The following is a 17,360-nucleotide window of genomic DNA, read 5'->3' as shown; positions in this document are numbered from 1 at the left end:
TTGGGCCACCAGCGTCCACATGGCCGCAACGTCGGTACAGCTGAACGTGTCCGAAAGTACAGATTTCATGCCTGGGACGCGACTTGACCGGCTGTTCCCCAAGAGTAATGATACCGATATCTCATCGGGCAGCTTCCCCTGAAGCTGTTTGGATCATCTAGATGGAGGACCGATGTCACATATCCGTAAAGTTGCTGGGATCGCACTCGGCGCGTTGGTCGCCTCAGCAGCCGCCATCCCAGCAATGGCTGGGGAATCTCACGACGTATACCCGGAAACCCCCAAGACCAACAAGATTCTTCCGCTGGTAAATACGTACCACGGCTCGGATCACCTCAAAGCCAACATTCTCAATCCGTCGCCAGTATGTAACTCTTCTGAGGACTATCGCACAACTGCCTACAAGGTCACTCAGAACTTTGTTCCAGCTGGTTCTGTGAAGACTACCAATAACACGAACAAGCCAATTTCTTTGTCCCAGGATCTGTCCCGTTCACAATCGATCGACCTTTCGATCAATGGCTCCGCCACGGAATCCATCGACGTCAGCCTGGGTGGAGACGCAGGAACTTCCAAGGACGGCACATCCGCCTCGATTTCTCCGTCCATCGGCTTGTCGATAAGCAAGCAGCTCGGCGTCTCAGCCTCGTACTCCCTGTCGTGGAACGTCGGCCAAACGATTGGCCCTTACGAGGTGCCTGCTGCCCACACTGGGGAAGCCACCTATGGATTCCGGACCATGAACATCACCGGCACCCAGCAGCACTGCAAACCCAACGGAACATGGTCTAACCCCGTCGCATGGCGCGCCATGATACCGGTGCAGAACGAGATCCGGGTGTCCCTGTACGACCGCGCCACCGGTGCCATCACCGGCTCTACTGACAGCCTGAAGGACAACCTCCCGAAGTACGACATCGCTCCAGCCGACGTCCCGAAGGCTGTCGAGGGAGTTGACGCGAAAGACTACGACCTCCAGCCGTCTCTTACTGTCTCCGACGCCAAGGCTGTTGGCTTCGCAGGTTCCGTCGCCGTGCATGTGAAAAATGTTGGCAACAAGGAGTACTACAAAGACATCAGCCAGCCAACCCGTTTCTTGGTGAAAGTCAAGACTGAGAAGGGTCCGAAGGGCGTCGATCGTCTGATTACCACCACAAATCACCACGGTGCCTACGCCCGTGACCTTGGTTTTGATCGCGCTACCTCCACCCGTACATTTGAGGTAACTCTCTCGAACCCCATCGAGCCTGGTGAGGACCAAGTCCTGACCGCTCTCTCCTTCGGTGACGGTCTGACCAAGAAAGGCCGTTTGGTGAACTCCATCGAGGTCACCCAGATTGGCCGCATCGATGGCGACGTTTCCACCGACAACGACCAGAACGTCAGCTCCAAGACGGCTACCCTCAACGATTTCGGGAAGCCCGCCAAGAGCAAGGGTCTGTTCTGATTCGCGAACCTGATAAACAAGAGCCTCGCCCGCGTCACGACGTGGGCGGGGTTCTTGTATATGAGCGTCACTGCCCCTATCACCTAGCATTACTGCCGTGACCGACGACCCCGACACCACGCTGGCGAGCACATCCACTCCCTCCAAGCCTGAACCTGCACCACACCGGGGCACCCGTTCAGCCAACGCCGACCGGCCAACAAAGCAGGTACGCCGCGGCATCGTCTCCTTCGTGCGCCGCTCCCCCAGGATGAATGAGTCCCAGCAACGTGCCATGGACACTCTGGCTAGCACGTATCTGATCGATGTCCCCCGCGACACGACCAGTACTTCGGTGGCCCCTGGACCCTATCTCGACCTGCCAGGAATATTCGGCCGGACAGCACCAGTCACAGTGGAGATTGGGACTGGGGCCGGCACCGTCCTCGCCTCCCTGGCCCAAGCTCATCCAGATCGCGACTTCATTGGCTTCGAGGTTTACCTGCCGTCAGTCGCGAGCACTCTCAACAAACTTCACGCCACCAATGCCACTAACGCCCGCGTCATCCTTGCTGATGCGGCAGCCGGGATAGATCGTCTCTTCGCCCCTCAGCATGTCGACGAAGTCTGGACCTTCTTCCCTGACCCATGGCGCAAGAGGCGTCACCACAAACGCCGCATCGTCAATCCCGACATCGCTCGCTTGGTGGCGTCCCGACTGCGCCCGGGCGGATTGTGGCGGCTGGCCACCGACTGGGACGACTACGCTTCCTGGATGGTCAACGTGCTGTCAGCAGAGCCGCTCCTCGAGCCAGTTAATGCGAATGGTTTCAGCCCCAGATGGGAGGAGCGCCCATTGACCCGCTACGAAGAGAAAGGGCTCGCGGCCGGACGAACCGTCCGTGACCTCACCTGGCGTCGTGTGGACGAATCATGACTCGTTGGCGCCTGAACATCGCCTACGACGGGGCGAACTTCTCGGGTTGGGCCGCCCAGCCCGACCGTCGCACCGTCCAAGGCGAGTTGGAAAAGTGGATTCCTCGGGTGCTTCGGCTTGACGAGCCAACCCCGCTGACGGTCGCCGGGCGAACTGACGCCGGTGTCCACGCCCGAGGTCAGGTGGCACACCTCGATCTTCCTGACGACATCGACACCTCCTCAATGCTGCGTCGATTAGCGCGAGTCCTTGAACCCGACGTCGCCGTCAGGTCCATCCGCCCTGTCCCCGATGAGTTTGACGCCCGGTTTTCGGCACTGTGGCGTCGCTATGTCTACCGACTTTGGGACGAGTCCTCCCAGCCTGATCCCCTGACGCGCTTTCACGTGGCAACCGTACGAGGAAACCTCGATCTTGAGCGTCTCAACGCTGCTGGGGAATCCTTGCTCGGACTACGCGACTTCGCCGCCTTCTGCAAGTACCGCGAGGGTGCGACGACCATCCGCACCTTGCTCGAGTGCCACGCCGAGCGCCGCAACGACCCGTCAAGAACCGTCGAGGTTACCGTCCGCGCGGACGCCTTCTGTCACTCCATGGTGAGGTCCCTCGTCGGGGCTCTCACTGCAGTCGGCGCAGGGCGGCGCAGCCAAGAATGGCTCGACGAGGTAGCAGCCAGCCCAACGAGGGCGTCGTCGGTTTTCGTTATGCCAGCCTGCGGCCTCACCCTTGAAGAAGTCGGCTACCCAGCCGACAAAGACCTTGCCCGACGCGCCGCCCAAGCCCGTTCCCGACGAAGCCATGACGAACTCTGCGACACCTGTGAGGAGGGCCGATGAGTCAATCCCGCCGCGATCGCCGCGCGCCCAGCCATTACTTCACCACCCCCGAGGGGCCGGTGCAAACCCGCACAATCACCGTCAACGTCTGGGGAGATTCCATGACGATGACCACTGCCGGCGGGGTGTTTTCCGGAGCACGTCTGGACCCCGGGACAGCCGTTCTCATGCGTGAGATCACTCCCCCGCCTTCCGACGGCACCTTCCTCGATCTGGGCTGCGGATATGGACCCATCGCCTGCGCCTTGGCACGGGCCTGTCCCGGATCGAGGATCGTCGCTGTCGACGTCAACGACCTAGCCATTGACCTCACTAACCGCAACGCCAACGCGCTTGGGGTGGGCGATCGCGTCCACGCTTGTCGTCCCGAAGAAGTCGACCCGAACATGCGCTTCGACGAGATCTGGTCCAACCCACCAATCCGGGTCGGCAAACCGATCTTGCACGAAATACTGACAACGTGGCTGTCCCGACTGGCCGACGAAGGGGTTGCTCATCTCGTCGTCGGGAAAAACCTCGGCGCAGACTCCCTCACCCGCTGGATGTGTGAGCAGGGCTTCGACGCGGCCCGGGTCGCCTCCGCGAAGGGGTTCCGGGTCATCGACGTCAATGCCTGAGCCCGTCGTAAGCTGACGTGGTGCCAAGAGAGAAGGAAGATATGCCTCACAGGGACTGGAACCGGGGATAGACCGTGTCGAGATTGGTGATGAGGACGGTCGACCCGATCGTTGAGGCCCCTGGCGCGGTCACAGCAGGAAGTACCCGAACTGTCCACCCGTGGTCGTGGTGGGGTTGGGCTGCTGGTTGCGGGATTGCCATCAGCCTCACGAACAATCCCCTCCTCGTCGTCCTCATCATGGCGGCCGTGGCGCTCGTTGTCGCCCTGCGTCGCACCGACGAACCATGGGCTCGTTCCACCGGGGTCTACGCCGGCATAGCCCTGACGGTCATTGTCATTCGGGTGTTTTTCCAGATCTTAATGGGAGGTGACGGGACGGGCACCGTCGTTTTCCGGTTACCCGAGGTCTCCCTGCCTGACTGGGCAGCCGGAATCCGTCTTGGTGGACCGGTCAGCGCCGAAGGCTTGGCAGCCACCGGTTACGATGCCTTGCGCCTGGCTGGAATGCTGATCTGTTTCGGGGCCGCGAACTCCCTAGCCAACCCGCGACGAGTGCTCAAATCAGTCCCTGCCGCTCTGCATGACATCTCGGTGTCCATCGTCATTGCGCTGTCGATCTTTCCGCAACTCATCGCTTCAGTACAACGAGTCCGCCGTGCGCGACGACTGCGCGGCGACGACCGAAAAGGAATAAGGGCCCTCGTCGCGGTCATCGTCCCCGTGCTGGAGGACTCGGTGGAAACCTCGATGTCCCTAGCCCGTGGGATGGAGTCGCGCGGCTACGGACGCACCCGCGACGACCGTCGGGTCCGACCCGGGACACGGATTCTGCTCGTTCTTTCCGTGATGGTACTGACCCTGGGCTGTTACGGGATTCTGGCCAACCCGACCGGCTCGTTCACCGCAGATCCGACCGGGTCCTTCAACACCGACCCGTCAGCCTGCGCCGCCGGCAGCCTGTGTTCGTGGTTCCTGGCCGACCGGATGGGTCAGCACATCGGCATTCTCCTCGTCATCGCCGGAATTGTCGGGTCGATCATCGGTCTGCGTGTCTCGGGACGCCGTCTCGGGGTAAGCCGGTACCGCCCCGACCCCTGGACGTGGCAGGCAACCGCCTCGTGCCTGTGCGGGGCTGCCGCGATGGTCGCCATGATCTGGCTGTCCCAGGCCAACCCCGATGCCATCACCGTTTCCACCTCACCAGTAGTCTGGCCGCCGCTGGAACCGGCCATGCTCATCGTCGTGGTGGCAGCAGCGCTGCCCGGAATCTTCACCCCAGCACCTCAACGATCCACGTCAGCCGACCCAGAGCAGGCGGCATCGTGGAAAAACCGGAAAGATCAGGTGAGTGAGCCATGAGCGATGTCATCACCCTGTCGAACGTGTCGATTACCCACCCTGGAGCCACGACTCCGACCCTCAAAAACATCAACCTCACTGTTGAGGAGGGTGACTTGGCGCTGGTTGTCGGACGTACCGGCACCGGCAAATCGACCTTGCTGGGTGCCTTGAATGGAATCGTCCCCCACTTCACCGGCGGACGTCTCAACGGCACCGTGACAGTGGCTGGCCGCGACACCCGCACCCATCGTCCACGCGACCTGGCCGATGTCGTCGGAGTGGTGGGGCAGAACCCGGTCAGCGGGTTCGTCACCGACACCGTGGAGGACGAGATCGCCTATGGAATGGAACAGCTGGGTATTTCTCCGTCAGTGATGCGCAAAAGAGTCGAGGAGACCCTGGACCTCATGGGGATCGCCGATCTGCGACGACGGGCTTTGCTGAGTCTGTCGGGTGGACAACAGCAGCGGGTCGCTATTGCCGCCGTGCTCGCCGCTCAGCCGCGCATCCTCGTTCTCGACGAACCAACCAGCGCGCTGGACCCCACCGCAGCCCAAGACGTTCTTGCCTCGATCACCACGCTCGTCCATGACGTCGGGCTGACCGTGGTTCTGGCAGAACATCGGCTGGAACGTGTCATGCACGCTGCCGACACCGTGTGGTGGCTGCCCGGTGACGGGTCCGTTGTGCAGGGACCGCCGGAACAAATCCTGGCCGAGGCTGACGTCGTTCCGCCGCTGGCCGCTCTGGGCCGAGCGCTCGGATGGTCGACCATCCCGCTGTCGGTGCGCGAAGCCCGCCGCCGCGTGGGCCCTCATCCCGAACTCCCCGATGCGCCACAACCCTCCGAGGCCATGACGTGGCGGGAGAACGGCGACGACGTGCTGAGGCTGGAAAAAGTCAGTGTCGATTACGGCAAGATACATGCCGTTGACACCATGACGACCACCTTGGAGCGAGGGACAGTCACCTGCCTCATGGGCCGTAACGGTTCCGGAAAGTCATCGCTGATGTGGGCAATCCAGGGAGCGACAAAGTCATCCGGAAAGGTCCTTGTCAACCACAATGGCTCTTGGACCGACCCGCGCAAAGCCAATGCCGAGACCGCTCGGACGATGGTGAGTTTGGTCCCCCAGTCCGCCGCCGACCTGCTCTACTTGCCGACCGTGGCCCAGGAGTGCGCCCAGGCTGACAAGGAATCGGAAGTTCCCGAGGGAACCACGCAGGCCATCCTCTCCCAGCTCGGCGTGGAATTACCGAAAGATCGCAACCCTCGTGACATCTCGGAGGGCCAGCGGCTAGCTCTTGTACTCGCAATCCAGCTCTCCAGCCGCCCTGACGTTCTTCTCCTCGATGAGCCCACCCGTGGTCTTGACTACGCCATGAAAAACGAGCTGGCGAGAATCGTCAAAGACATCACGGCGGGCGTGACCGGAACTCCTGCGGCAGTCTTGCTGGCCACACACGATGTGGAATTCGCGGCAGCAACGACCGATCGCACCATTGTCATGGCAACCGGCCAGGTTGTTGCCGACGGATCCACGCGCTCGGTGTGTGCCTCTTCCCCGGCCTTCAGCCCGCAGATCGCCAAAGTTTTCCACCCCGCTGACGTCATGACGATCGCTGATGTTGAGAGGCTCGTGGATAATCCGAGAGGTTCAGGCCGATGAGTATCCCGCACACGCAGAACGTCGCTGTCCGAACGTCGAAGACCTCGCGGGTACTACTCATCCTCACCGCAATCATGGGTTTGCTGGCCTTCTTCTGGCCGCTCTTCCTGAATCCCGGTAGCTCAGCCGACTACGAGACGCGCACCCCCTTCCTGTTCGCGGCCATCCTGCCGGTCGTGCTGGCGGTGGTGGTGTCCCAACTCAGTTCCGACGGAATCGACGTCAAAGCCCTCGCCATGATTGGCGTCCTGACCGCGTGTGGGGCCGCGCTGCGAACCCTCAGCCCGTCGATGGCCGGAATCTCCTTCGTCTTCATCCTCATGATCCTTGGGGCGAGAGTGTTCGGAGCAGGGTTCGGTTTCGTTGTGGGGACGACGACGATGTTCGCGTCCGCCCTTCTCACTGCGGGTTTCGGCCCGTGGCTGCCGTATCAGATGATCGCCTCGGGCTTCGTCGGACTGGGAGCGGGTCTCCTTCCCCGAGCCAAAGGAAAAACTGAAATCGCGTGGCTATGCGGCTGGGGATTCGTCTCTGCTTTCGTCTATGGCTGGCTGATGGATTTCGCCTTCTGGCCCTTCAACTTGGGAAACGGCACCCAACTCTCCTTCGACCCACACACCTCCCCGCTCACAAACCTGTGGCACTTCGTGCTGTTCAACGTCGTGACATCGATGGGGTGGAACCTAGGGCGCGCGGTCACCAACGTCGTCTGCCTAGCTCTGTTGGGAGGCCCGATCCTGCGAGTATTACGCCGGGCTTCCCGACGCGCCCAGTTCGTCCCGGACGCAACCAGGAAACCCACACCGGAAAACTGACTTACATATTCGCCAGCGCGTCCGGCCCCTCCGGCAGAATCTGCCCGCCATCCACCACGATCGACTGACCCGTCACATAGCGAGCCCCGTCCGAGGCGAGGTACGCCACTGCCTCACCGATGTCCTTCGCCTCGCCCAACATCCCCAGCGGCACGGCCTTCGCCATCTCGGCAAGGTAATCCTCGCCAAGCGCCTTCAAACCTGGAGTCACGATGTTGCCCGGCATCACAGCATTGATGGTGATCTTGTCGCTAGCCAACTCCATTGCGGCGGAGCGGATGAATCCCATCTGGGCTGCCTTGGTGGCACCGTAATGAGACCACCCGGGATAGCCGGTGATATTGCCAGTGATCGATGATGTCACCACAATGCGCCCGCGACCAGATTCACGCAGGGCTGGCGTCGCCGCCTGCACCACGTGCATCATGCCCTTGACATTGACGTCGAAGATGAAGTCGATCTGGTCATCATCAAGATCGGCGAGGCGGGCCTGAGGGTACACACCCGCGTTGGCAGCCAGTACGGACAGACCACCGAATTCGACAGCGACATCATTGACCACCCGGACACATGCTTTCTTGTCGCGCACGTCGAGCTGGTAGGCGTCAAGCCCGTCCTCGCGAGCCTGAGTGCATTCTTCCTCGGTGACACCGGTGACGGCCACCCGGGCACCGTGAGAGGCGAGAACCTCCGCAATTCCGCGACCTATTCCAACGGATCCGCCGGTCACCAGCGCGGTACGACCATCGAGCAGTCCAGTCATTGTCTCTCCTCCAAACATCGTTGATCGCAGGGGACACACCCATGGTAACAAGCTGGCATGCACACACCGCTGATCGGTTCCCCCGACAGATCACGCCACCGGAGTGATCTTTTCGAGCACCTCGTGCCAACTGCGGTCAAGTCGTCGCCCGCCCACAATGATCCCGAGGTGCAACACCAAGAAGGACCATCCCAGCCCGACGACGAAGGTCAACACAATGCTCTGCCACGAATGCCCGCTGATTCCGACCAGCACTACGAGAAAGACGATCGGGGCAGAGAGGATGGATCCCACCGCCATGCCGATGAGGACACCTAGGTAACTCGCACCTAACGACCCCCAACCCGAGTTAAAACCGCCCCCCTTGCGGTTCTCGGCAACCCGTACGGGAATGACAACACCCATCCACGAACCAATCCCCGTTGACAGCAGGAGAGCGCTCCACGCTTCAGCGACAACCACGGGGAGCAGCTCCCACTGACCACAGCGCCATACCAAGACGAAGGCCAGCACCAACCCAATAGGCGTCGTGGCGATCAGGTAAGCAATCGCTCGGCCTCGCCGATCCTCTGCACCACTGATCGACGCCTCGATGTGATGCCACAAGGCTGTCCCGTCATAACTCACGAGCGAACCTGCGTAGAGCGGTGCCACCCACAGCAGGACCACGAAAGGAAAACCGGTGAAAAACAGAGCTGACGTCGTATCGCTCGCTTCATTCGTGTCATTGATGAACATGGGTATCGACGAGAGAACCGGGACGAGGAAGGTCGTGAGCAACACCGACACCATTCGTGGGTCGCGCTTCATGTAGCGCAGGGTGCGTCCGGCAATCGCCCCGGTCGGGGTAGCCGGAAATATGCGGTCAATCCGGCTTTCGGTCGTGACCTTTTCGGCACCGTCCCCGTCTCCTGTTGGTGAGACGAGGCGACGGTCGACGATGATTCCCCAGGCCCCCACCATGAGAGCCAGCACAACAACACTGAAGAGGAGTTTGACGACAAAAGCCAGCCAGCTGCCATTGGCCGCCTCCCACGGCATCGACCATGACCATCCCAGCGGGGTCCACCCGACGATCCGACCGACATGCACCGGAATCTCAGTGGTAGTTGGGTCAGCTCTCAACACGAACTGCATCCCGACTGCCAGTCCACAGCACAAAAGCCAAAGCAAGATCATCATGGTCTCACGGAATCGACGCTTGGCCAGTACCGCTGACATCGCGGCCAATAACAGGTTCGAAGCGACCATGGCACCGGCCCACCCCAGTAGGACACCGAGACCGGCTGCGACGACGTCAACCGTCCCGGAGCTGGACCATGCGAAAATATGGGAGACAGCTGCAAGGAAAGTGACGATTCCGCCCATACCTAACAGCCCAGCCATGACGAACGCGGGCATGAGTTCCCGAGCACGCCGGGGGAAAACCGCGTATCGCGAGGGGTCGGTGTACGTCGACTGCGAGCCGAAGAGGACCGGCAGAACGATCCAGAAAACGATGAGTGACGCGCCCGCCACAGCAGTGGTGGAACCACGAGAATCGACGCCGAGTCGTCCGGTGGACGTCACGTAGGCGAAATAACTGAGACCCAGAAACAAGGCCATGATGATGATGGCGATGAGGCCGAAGACCTCCGAGGCCTTTGCACCTTTGCGGAAGGGGGCCAGGGTAGTTCGCCACTGATATTTCAGGACTTTCGTAACCACGTCAGCCCCTCCCCGACATTGGCATTCCCGCCAACAAGCTCGACAAACCTGTCCTGCAGGGACTTGCCCTGGCAGACGTCGTCGATGGTCCCGATGGCATGGAGCTGTCCGTTCGCAATAACAGCCACCGAGTCACAAAGGGACTCAACCAACTCCATGACGTGGCTGGAGATGACGACCGTCCCGCCGCCTTCAACGAAGTGACGCAGGATTGCGCGAATCGTCTGGCCCGACACTGGATCGACGGACTCGAAGGGTTCGTCGAGGACAAGCAGGGCCGGGTCAGCGATAAGGGCGCAGGCCAGACCGATCTTCTTCGTCATACCAGCGGAGTAGTCGCAGACCAAAGTGTTAGCAGATTCCACCAGACCAAGGGCTTCCAGAAGCCCATCAGTGCGTTCCTTGACGGTGCGCTGCTCGAGTCGATGCAGCATCCCACAGAAGTGCAGCAGTTCTCGGCCCGAAAGCCGGTCGAAGGTCTTCATGCCGTCAGGAAGGACACCCATCCGGGCCTTGGCACTGGCTGGGTCTGCCCAGACGTCGTGACCAAGTACCTCGATTCGGCCATTGTCTGGACGCAGCAGGCCGGTGACCATAGAAAGGGTTGTTGTTTTTCCGGCTCCATTAGGACCGACGAAGCCGAACATGGAGCCACGCGGAACCCACATCGTCAGGTTGTTGACGGCTACTTTGGAACCGAATCTCTTGGTGAGGCCCTCGATCTTGACGGCTGGCTCATGCGTCGGGGCCGTCACCGACATCTGAGGCATAGGCCGAGTGGAGTCAGTCATGTCAGTTATTAAACCAGATTGCCAGGTCGCAGCCCGAGAGCCTTACGTGACACCAATTCCGACACATTTCGTGAAAAACCTCGCAGTAGCGGGAATGATGGAGACAGCTTCGGTGTTGTACCGGACAAGCGGCCCACCGAGGGCCACGTCATGACGAATGCCATGGCGCATCTCGTTCCACAGGAGGAAGAATGGCTGTTTACACCCTTCCCGATCTCGACTACGACTACGGCGCACTGGAACCCCACATCTCGGGCAAGATCATGGAACTCCACCATGACAAGCATCACAACACGTACGTGAAGGGTGCCAACACCGCCCTGGAGAAGCTGGCCGAGGCCCGCGAGAAGGGCGACTTCGGAGCCATCAACAAGCTCGAGAAGGACCTGGCCTTCAACCTCGGCGGTCATATCAACCACTCCGTCTTCTGGAAGAACATGTCTCCCGACGGTGGCGGTCGCCCCGAGGGCAACGAACTCGCTGCCGCCATTGACGAGTTCTTTGGTTCCTTTGACGGCTTCAAGAAGCAGTTCGAGGAAGCCGCCAAGGGGGTTCAGGGTTCCGGCTGGGGCATGCTCGTCTGGGATGTCCTGGGCCAGCGTCTCAACACCATGCAGCTGTTCGACCAGCAGGGCAACCTGCCTTCCGGGCAGATTCCGATCGTGCAGCTCGACATGTGGGAACACGCCTACTACTTGCAGTACCTGAACGCGAAGGCCGATTACGTCACCGCGTGGTGGAATGTTGTGAACTGGGCCGACGCCCAGGCTCGCTTTGATCGTGCCCGTTCCCAGACTCCGGGTCTCATCTGAGAGGCCATCTGAACTCATGAGGGACTCGTCGCCACGACGGGTCCCTCATTGTGTGTCCAGAAAACCCGCATTGTGTCAAATCTCAGCGCTGCGACCTCCATTGCCAGTACGGTAAATAAATCGGTCGAAAACCAGAACTATCGACCGAAGAACCATGGAGCGGCGTATCGATCAACCGATAGATCGGCTTAAACCGCGCTCCGTGGTGCATTGTCCGCCACTGGAAGGGGCTGCCACAATGGCCGCCAACACTCAGCTCAATACCGCCCGCCCGACGTCTGACACACAAGTGGCGTCATCATCGATTTCCCCCGAAGCCAGACGATTCTTACGTCACGTGACGGCTGCTACGGCCTTCGGCGGCGGTCTCGATGGTTTCGATTTGGGCATCATCAGCGTCGTCATCTTGCATATCAATCACGACCTAGGACTCTCCCCTGCGGTAGAGGGGCTTGTCGGTGCTGCGAGTTTGCTGGGTATTTTCATTGGTGCCCCGCTCTTCGGCTTCCTCACCGATAAGTTCGGGCGACGCAAGATGTTCCTCGTCGACATCATTGCGTTCATCATTATCGGCGTCGGGCAGGCCTTTGCCACCGGCGGAATCTCGCTGGCAATCCTCAGATTCCTGTTGGGCATGGCGATTGGTGCCGAATACTCGATCGGAGCGCCCATGCTCTCGGAGTTCGCTCCGGCCCGCGAGCGTGGCTCGAAGCTGGCTTTCCTCGAACTGTGTTGGCGCATTGGCTTTCTCATCGCCGTCCTGCTGGGGTACGCACTGCTGTGGCTTGGGGTCTCATGGAAGTGGATCCTGGCTACTTCGGCCATCCCTGCCCTCATCGTCTTGGGTTTACGGATCGGTCTTCCAGAATCTCCACGCTGGCTGCTTCGTCACGGTCATGAGGCCGAGGCGCGCCAGGTCGTCGAGACGCACATGGGGCCGGAATACTTCGATGCCGAGGACCTCGCTGCGGAGTCGGTGAGCGGAGAGGGTTACCGCAAGCTATTTCGTGCCGGCCAGCGGCGTCGCACCATCTTTGTCTGCATTTTCTGGACCTGCATCGTCACCCCATATTTCGCGATCTTCACCTACGCCCCGAAGGTGCTGGAATCTCTCAACGTGAAGTCTGAGGCTGCCGGGACAATCCTCTCCAACGCCATTGGTGTGGTCGGTGCAGTCGTTGGCGTGCTGGCAATCGATCGAATCGGCCGTCGTCGTATGCTCATCGGGCCGTTCTGGATTCAGACCGCAGTTCTCCTGATTGTCGGGTTGTGGACCAATGCTCCCTCGTGGGTACTGGTGGTGGGCTTGGCCGCCTTCGCCCTCGTCAACTCCTACAGCGACATCCTCACTGCGGTGTATCCCTCAGAGATCTTCGATACCGACATCCGATCCAGTGGTGTGGGATTCGGGTCAGCAGCCAGCCGCGTTGGTGCCTTCCTCGGCACTTATTTGCTCCCGCTTGGTATCGAGACGATTGGTATCAAGTGGTGCATGGTCATCGCGGCAGCTCTGTGCGTTGTCGGCGCTGTGACTGGACAGTCCATGGCACCTGAAACCATGCACCGGCCGCTTACCAAGACCGCAACCGGGAAGCTGTCGCATGCCTGACGCTGGAATCTCCCCGTATTCAGGCCGACTGGCCGAATGGCCGGTAAATCCAGCGCTGGACCCCCGATCCCGTTAACCAGGATTTCCATACACTGACGACGACGATCGGGGCTAGTGCGAGGGTGGTGTCAATACTGTTGAGCCTGGTGCGGTCGAGGACCTCGGTGATGGGAACAAAAGCGACGTTCCCTGCGGTGTTGCCTGGCCGCGAGGCACACACGTCAAGTTCTTTACCCTCGTACGTCACCCGGAGCCAATTGTGCCCGGTGTGGTACCACGGGTGGTGTTCCAAGCGAACCCGTGCAGCGTGAACTGGACGAACTTGGAACCCCAGCTCCTCGAGTACTCGTCCTAATGCGATGTTGTATTGCCCAGCATGGCCATGCCCAGCCTCCAACGAAGCTTCTGGGCTAAGCCACAGGTGCCAACACGAGTAATGGGTATACATCCGGTGGACGAGTTGAGTCGCCTCGTCGACGAGGGCCCAGCCGGTCTTACCCGTCGCGCGGCAGGTCGAGACAACATCATCGAAAGTACGTAACGGCTTGCCGTCGGGTCCTGCTGGTAGGGCAGGTTCTGGTTTCGGCGCCGCCAGAACCACGGGGAGGGCGACTGCTGCCATGCCGGCCAGCACGAGTGGGATCTTTTTCATCTACGCTCCTGTAGGTCGTCAATGTGCTCATCGTGCGGGGCGAGTGGATCGTCGACACCTCTCCGGGCGGCATGACGGTCCTTGAGTTTCTGCTTCCAGTAGGGCTTCCTACCGGGGCGTGCGGCAATCTCGGAATGGATGGCGAGCATCTTCTCGACACTGGCACTCCACGAGAATTGCTCAGCTCGTCGCCGGGCAGCCATCCGCAGATCGGGTCCGAGACGGGCAGCCAATCGCTCAGTGGCGTCCGCCAGACCATCTGCGTCGGCACTACCTGCTTCCCCGCTGGTAACGTCGACGATTTCGTGAGCACCGCCACGATTGGCAGTGACAACCGGAGTGCCACAGGCAAGGGCTTCCAGGGACGCCAGACCAAAGGTCTCTGCCGGACACACTGACATAGAAATGTCGGCAGCTGCGAAACGACGCGCGACTTCGTCGCGTCCCTTGACGAAACCGTTGAAAAAGACCGGGGCGTCGCCTGCCTGTTTCTTCATGGCCTCTGTGTCTGGACCAACTCCGTACATATCCAGGCGCAGCGGGACGCCACGGCGGTGCAACTCGACGGCCGCAGCGACGGCCAGTTGTGGGCTCTTCTCGTGGCTCATCCGCCCGACGTAACACAGCCTAAGCAGGCCGTCGGAACGAGGTGTCGACAAGCCGGTCTGACGCTTGTCTGGGTTAAACGTCTGCAGGTCAACACCGAGAGGTACCTTGACCAAACGAGCACCAGTGTCGGCGAATTCACCCGCCGAATAGTCCGAGGTAACGACCACGATGTCAAAGGATTTGGAGAGACGACGGTTCAGGGCACCGACTGCGGCAGCGACGCCGAATTGACGACGCACCCACATCGCCAGCATGTCGTCGAGGCGCTCGTGACTGAACAGAACTGAACCGATTCCGCGTCGCGACGCCCAACCTGCTGCGGGCGTGAGTGTCCACTTGTCCGAAGACTCGATGGACGTGGGGTGGAACCGGTCAAGGACGTCGAGGGCCCGCCAAGGGGTAGCAATCATCCGGTATCCAGCAGGAACACGCGGTGCTGCAATCTCGACCGTGATACCTGACTCGGACTCGGTGATATGGTCCTTCGGCCCCGGGATGACGAGAATCCGCTCATGCCCGGCAGCGACGTACCCCTTGCCGAGAGCGTCGATGGCCACCTTCATGCCACCAGATACAGGACCGACGAAGTTGGCCAGTTGAGCGATGCGTAGGGTCGTCACGGTCTCAGCTTATGCGGTGATGACCAGTCTGGATCGAGTGTTCAAACAAGCGCCGGCCCCTGAGAGGGACCGGCGCTTGGATGTTTGGAAAGAGGATCAGGCCTCGGGCTTCTCCTCAGGCTTCTCCTCGGGCTTTTCGTCGGCCTCGGCAGCGTCCTGCTCATCAGCCACGGGAGCCTCAGCAGCAGCGTTCTCGGCGAGGGTGTTGTCCTCAATGGCAGCGTCACCCTCGTTGGCCTCGGGCTCAGCGTCCTTGGCCTCGGTGGCGGCGTTGATCTGTGCCTTGGCGTCGGCAGCGCTGTTAGGAGCCTTCGAGGTCAGCTTCTCAGTGACGATCTCGATGACGGCCATGGGAGCATTGTCGCCCTTGCGGTTGCCGATGCGGGTAATGCGGGTGTAACCACCGTTTCGACCCTCCATGAGGGGGCCGATCTCGGTGAAGAGGATGTGCACGATGCCGCGGTCGGTGATCGTGCGGTTGACGAGACGACGGTTGGCGAGAGTGTCGGTCTTGGCTCGATTGATGAGCTTCTCGGCGAGCGGACGGACGCGCTTGGCCTTGGTAACCGTGGTCACGATGTGGCCGTGCTCAAAGAGCTGGCTGGCCAAGTTTCGCAGGATGATCCGCTCGTGGGCCGGGGAGCCGCCAAGACGGGGACCCTTAGTAGGTTTCGGCATTCTTTTCTCCTTGTGTGTCGGTGCGGCGGGCAGGTGGACCCACCGCAGTCCGGCTGAGGAAGGACGGTTGTCCTCCCCTCCCCTTCCCTGATGACGGGTGGGGGTATGGCCAGGGTCCACCCCCCTGGCCTCCCCTCCGAAGAGAGGAAATCTTTAGTTGTTAACAGTGACTCAGTACTCAACCCAACAACGGTTGAGAACCAGAGCCGAACCCCCTCGGGGGTCGCAAGGGGGTCGTCCCCCTGCTTCGTAAGCGCCGCCGCAAGGGGGTCGCCCCCTTGCACCGTTAACTCAGTACTGCTCGGTCTCTGCGTAATCGTCGTCGTCATTCGCCTCGTCGTAGGCGTCGGCGGCAGCCAGGGGATCAAAGCCCGGAGCGGAGTCCTTGAGAGCCAGACCGAGCTCAGCCAGCTTCTCCTTCACCTCGTCGATGGACTTGGACCCAAAGTTGCGGATGGCAAGCAGGTCCTGCTCCGAACGAGAGACAAGCTCTCCAACAGTGTGGATACCTTCCCGCTTGAGGCAGTTGTACGAGCGGACGGTGAGGTCGAGTTCCTCGACCGGGGTTCCGAGACTCTCGGCGTATTCCTCGTCAACCGGACCAGCACCGATCTCGATACCCTCGGCGTCAGCGTTGAGTTCACGGGTCAGACCAAAGAGCTCGACGAGGGTCTTGCCAGCCGAAGCGACGGCGTCACGCGGCAGAATGCTCGGCTTGGTCTCTACGTCGACAACGAGCTTGTCGAAGTCGGTGCGCTGCTCAACTCGGGTGGCCTCGACCTTATAGGTCACTTTGAGAACTGGAGAGTAGATGGAGTCGACAGCGATCCGGCCAATCTCGGAGTTCGGGTCGTCGTTGAGGGTGCTGGACACATAACCACGACCACGCTCGACGACGAGTTCCATCTCGAAACGGCCATCGTTGTTGAGGGTGGCGATGTGCAGTTCCGGATTGTGGATGGTCACGCCAGCCGGCGGATTGATGTCGGCAGCAGTGATCTCGCCGGCACCGGACTTGCGCAGGTACATGGTGACGGGTTCGTCCTCCTCAGAGGAGAGCACCAGGCCCTTAAGGTTCAGAATGATCTCGGTGACGTCTTCAACGCAGCCCTCGATGGTGGAGAACTCGTGCTGGACTCCCTCGATCTTGATGCTCGTCACGGAAGCACCCGGAATCGACGACAGCAGGGTGCGACGCAGCGAGTTGCCGATGGTGTAGCCAAAGCCAGGCTCAAGTGGCTCGATGATGAACTTCGAGCGGAACTCCGAGACGGGCTCCTCAGTGACAGTGGGACGCTGTGCGATGAGCATGTTTTCTACCTTTCGCGCCAACCGCTATATGAAGGCGCAGAGGGGAACGGGATGACGGGAACTCCCCGCCGGGAGGTTATTCAGTTTTTCAGTGGCGGCCCCCGAATCACCGAAAGCCGCCACACATCCAAAGGGGGTCGTCCCCCCGAGAACAATCCCAAGCA

16 protein-coding genes are annotated in these 17,360 nt (G+C 60.8%); 9 read left to right on the top strand and 7 right to left on the bottom strand.

Annotated elements, in window-relative coordinates:
* The first annotated feature begins 172 nt into the window (after positions 1–172).
* The 7 genes from Q4B98_RS08905 (at position 173) to Q4B98_RS08875 (ending at position 7,644) form a co-directional block, all read left to right on the top strand.
* On the top strand, positions 173–1,447 hold the full coding sequence (locus Q4B98_RS08905; protein ID WP_303196861.1) for a hypothetical protein: 1,275 nt from the start codon (positions 173–175) through the stop codon (positions 1,445–1,447).
* A 97-nt stretch (positions 1,448–1,544) separates the two neighbouring features.
* A complete protein-coding gene (gene trmB / locus Q4B98_RS08900; protein ID WP_303196858.1) occupies positions 1,545–2,363 on the top strand; it encodes a tRNA (guanosine(46)-N7)-methyltransferase TrmB in 819 nt (272 codons plus the stop codon).
* A complete protein-coding gene (truA, locus tag Q4B98_RS08895) occupies positions 2,360–3,199 on the top strand; it encodes a tRNA pseudouridine(38-40) synthase TruA (protein ID WP_303196857.1) in 840 nt (279 codons plus the stop codon). The genes trmB and truA overlap by 4 nt, the downstream gene beginning before the upstream one ends.
* Positions 3,196–3,816 carry a class I SAM-dependent methyltransferase gene (locus tag Q4B98_RS08890; protein ID WP_303196854.1) on the top strand — a complete coding sequence of 207 codons (621 nt, stop codon included), beginning with the start codon at positions 3,196–3,198 and terminating at the stop codon, positions 3,814–3,816. Before truA ends, Q4B98_RS08890 begins: the two co-directional genes overlap by 4 nt.
* A gap of 89 nt (positions 3,817–3,905) precedes the next feature.
* Positions 3,906–5,177 (top strand): energy-coupling factor transporter transmembrane component T, encoded by a 1,272-nt coding sequence (locus Q4B98_RS08885; RefSeq protein WP_303196998.1) that lies wholly within the window; start codon positions 3,906–3,908, stop codon positions 5,175–5,177.
* The gene (locus tag Q4B98_RS08880; RefSeq protein ID WP_303196852.1) at positions 5,174–6,829 is read left to right on the top strand and encodes an ABC transporter ATP-binding protein; all 1,656 of its coding nucleotides are present in this window, start codon (positions 5,174–5,176) and stop codon (positions 6,827–6,829) included. The genes Q4B98_RS08885 and Q4B98_RS08880 overlap by 4 nt, the downstream gene beginning before the upstream one ends.
* A 2-nt stretch (positions 6,830–6,831) precedes the next feature.
* Positions 6,832–7,644, top strand: coding sequence for an ECF transporter S component (locus Q4B98_RS08875; RefSeq protein WP_303196996.1), 813 nt, complete (start codon positions 6,832–6,834; stop codon positions 7,642–7,644).
* 1 nt (position 7,645) lies between these two features.
* Here Q4B98_RS08875 and fabG read toward each other — a convergent pair whose 3' ends face one another.
* The 3 genes from fabG to Q4B98_RS08860 all read right to left on the bottom strand — a co-directional run bounded on the left by fabG (position 7,646) and on the right by Q4B98_RS08860 (position 10,875).
* Entirely contained in the window at positions 7,646–8,407 is a 762-nt protein-coding gene (fabG, locus tag Q4B98_RS08870) for a 3-oxoacyl-ACP reductase FabG (protein WP_303196851.1), read from the bottom strand.
* Between the two features lie 90 nt (positions 8,408–8,497).
* On the bottom strand, positions 8,498–10,114 hold the full coding sequence (locus tag Q4B98_RS08865) for an ABC transporter permease (RefSeq protein WP_303196850.1): 1,617 nt from the start codon (positions 10,112–10,114) through the stop codon (positions 8,498–8,500).
* Positions 10,096–10,875, bottom strand: a complete 780-nt coding sequence (locus tag Q4B98_RS08860; RefSeq protein WP_303196994.1) for an ABC transporter ATP-binding protein — start codon at positions 10,873–10,875, stop codon at positions 10,096–10,098. The genes Q4B98_RS08865 and Q4B98_RS08860 overlap by 19 nt, the downstream gene beginning before the upstream one ends.
* 221 nt (positions 10,876–11,096) lie before the next feature.
* Between Q4B98_RS08860 and Q4B98_RS08855 the strand changes: the two genes are divergently transcribed.
* Both Q4B98_RS08855 and Q4B98_RS08850 read left to right on the top strand, forming a co-directional pair.
* Positions 11,097–11,717: a superoxide dismutase gene (locus Q4B98_RS08855; RefSeq protein WP_303196849.1), complete on the top strand. Its 621-nt coding sequence runs from the start codon at positions 11,097–11,099 to the stop codon at positions 11,715–11,717.
* 238 nt (positions 11,718–11,955) lie between these two features.
* Positions 11,956–13,326, top strand: a complete 1,371-nt coding sequence (locus Q4B98_RS08850) for an MFS transporter (RefSeq protein WP_303196847.1) — start codon at positions 11,956–11,958, stop codon at positions 13,324–13,326.
* A gap of 19 nt (positions 13,327–13,345) precedes the next feature.
* On the opposite strand, the gene Q4B98_RS08845 is transcribed toward Q4B98_RS08850, so the two are convergent.
* From Q4B98_RS08845 to Q4B98_RS08830, 4 genes are all read right to left on the bottom strand, one after another.
* Positions 13,346–13,978, bottom strand: coding sequence for a hypothetical protein (locus tag Q4B98_RS08845; RefSeq protein WP_303196846.1), 633 nt, complete (start codon positions 13,976–13,978; stop codon positions 13,346–13,348).
* Positions 13,975–15,207 carry a glycosyltransferase gene (locus tag Q4B98_RS08840; protein ID WP_303196844.1) on the bottom strand — a complete coding sequence of 411 codons (1,233 nt, stop codon included), beginning with the start codon at positions 15,205–15,207 and terminating at the stop codon, positions 13,975–13,977. The genes Q4B98_RS08845 and Q4B98_RS08840 overlap by 4 nt, the downstream gene beginning before the upstream one ends.
* A 96-nt stretch (positions 15,208–15,303) precedes the next feature.
* A complete protein-coding gene (rplQ, locus tag Q4B98_RS08835; RefSeq protein ID WP_303196842.1) occupies positions 15,304–15,885 on the bottom strand; it encodes a 50S ribosomal protein L17 in 582 nt (193 codons plus the stop codon).
* Between the two features lie 291 nt (positions 15,886–16,176).
* Complete coding sequence (locus tag Q4B98_RS08830) at positions 16,177–17,196, bottom strand: DNA-directed RNA polymerase subunit alpha (RefSeq protein WP_303196840.1); 1,020 nt, start codon at positions 17,194–17,196, stop codon at positions 16,177–16,179.
* Between the last annotated feature and the right edge of the window lie 164 nt (positions 17,197–17,360).

It is taken from the genome of Cutibacterium sp. (genome assembly GCF_030525615.1).
GTDB lineage: Bacteria > Actinomycetota > Actinomycetes > Propionibacteriales > Propionibacteriaceae > Cutibacterium.
This window is presented reverse-complemented; position numbering and strand designations above follow the sequence as displayed.

Coding starts and splice junctions, on each gene's coding strand:
- Q4B98_RS08905 (WP_303196861.1), top strand. CDS start 173: ATGTCACATATCCGTAAAGTTGCTGGGATCGCACTCGGCGCGTTGGTC.
- truA (WP_303196857.1), top strand. CDS start 2,360: ATGACTCGTTGGCGCCTGAACATCGCCTACGACGGGGCGAACTTCTCG.
- Q4B98_RS08890 (WP_303196854.1), top strand. CDS start 3,196: ATGAGTCAATCCCGCCGCGATCGCCGCGCGCCCAGCCATTACTTCACC.
- Q4B98_RS08885 (WP_303196998.1), top strand. CDS start 3,906: ATGAGGACGGTCGACCCGATCGTTGAGGCCCCTGGCGCGGTCACAGCA.
- Q4B98_RS08880 (WP_303196852.1), top strand. CDS start 5,174: ATGAGCGATGTCATCACCCTGTCGAACGTGTCGATTACCCACCCTGGA.
- fabG (WP_303196851.1), bottom strand. CDS start 8,407: ATGACTGGACTGCTCGATGGTCGTACCGCGCTGGTGACCGGCGGATCC.
- Q4B98_RS08860 (WP_303196994.1), bottom strand. CDS start 10,875: ATGTCGGTGACGGCCCCGACGCATGAGCCAGCCGTCAAGATCGAGGGC.
- Q4B98_RS08855 (WP_303196849.1), top strand. CDS start 11,097: ATGGCTGTTTACACCCTTCCCGATCTCGACTACGACTACGGCGCACTG.
- Q4B98_RS08850 (WP_303196847.1), top strand. CDS start 11,956: ATGGCCGCCAACACTCAGCTCAATACCGCCCGCCCGACGTCTGACACA.
- Q4B98_RS08845 (WP_303196846.1), bottom strand. CDS start 13,978: ATGAAAAAGATCCCACTCGTGCTGGCCGGCATGGCAGCAGTCGCCCTC.
- rplQ (WP_303196842.1), bottom strand. CDS start 15,885: ATGCCGAAACCTACTAAGGGTCCCCGTCTTGGCGGCTCCCCGGCCCAC.
- Q4B98_RS08830 (WP_303196840.1), bottom strand. CDS start 17,196: ATGCTCATCGCACAGCGTCCCACTGTCACTGAGGAGCCCGTCTCGGAG.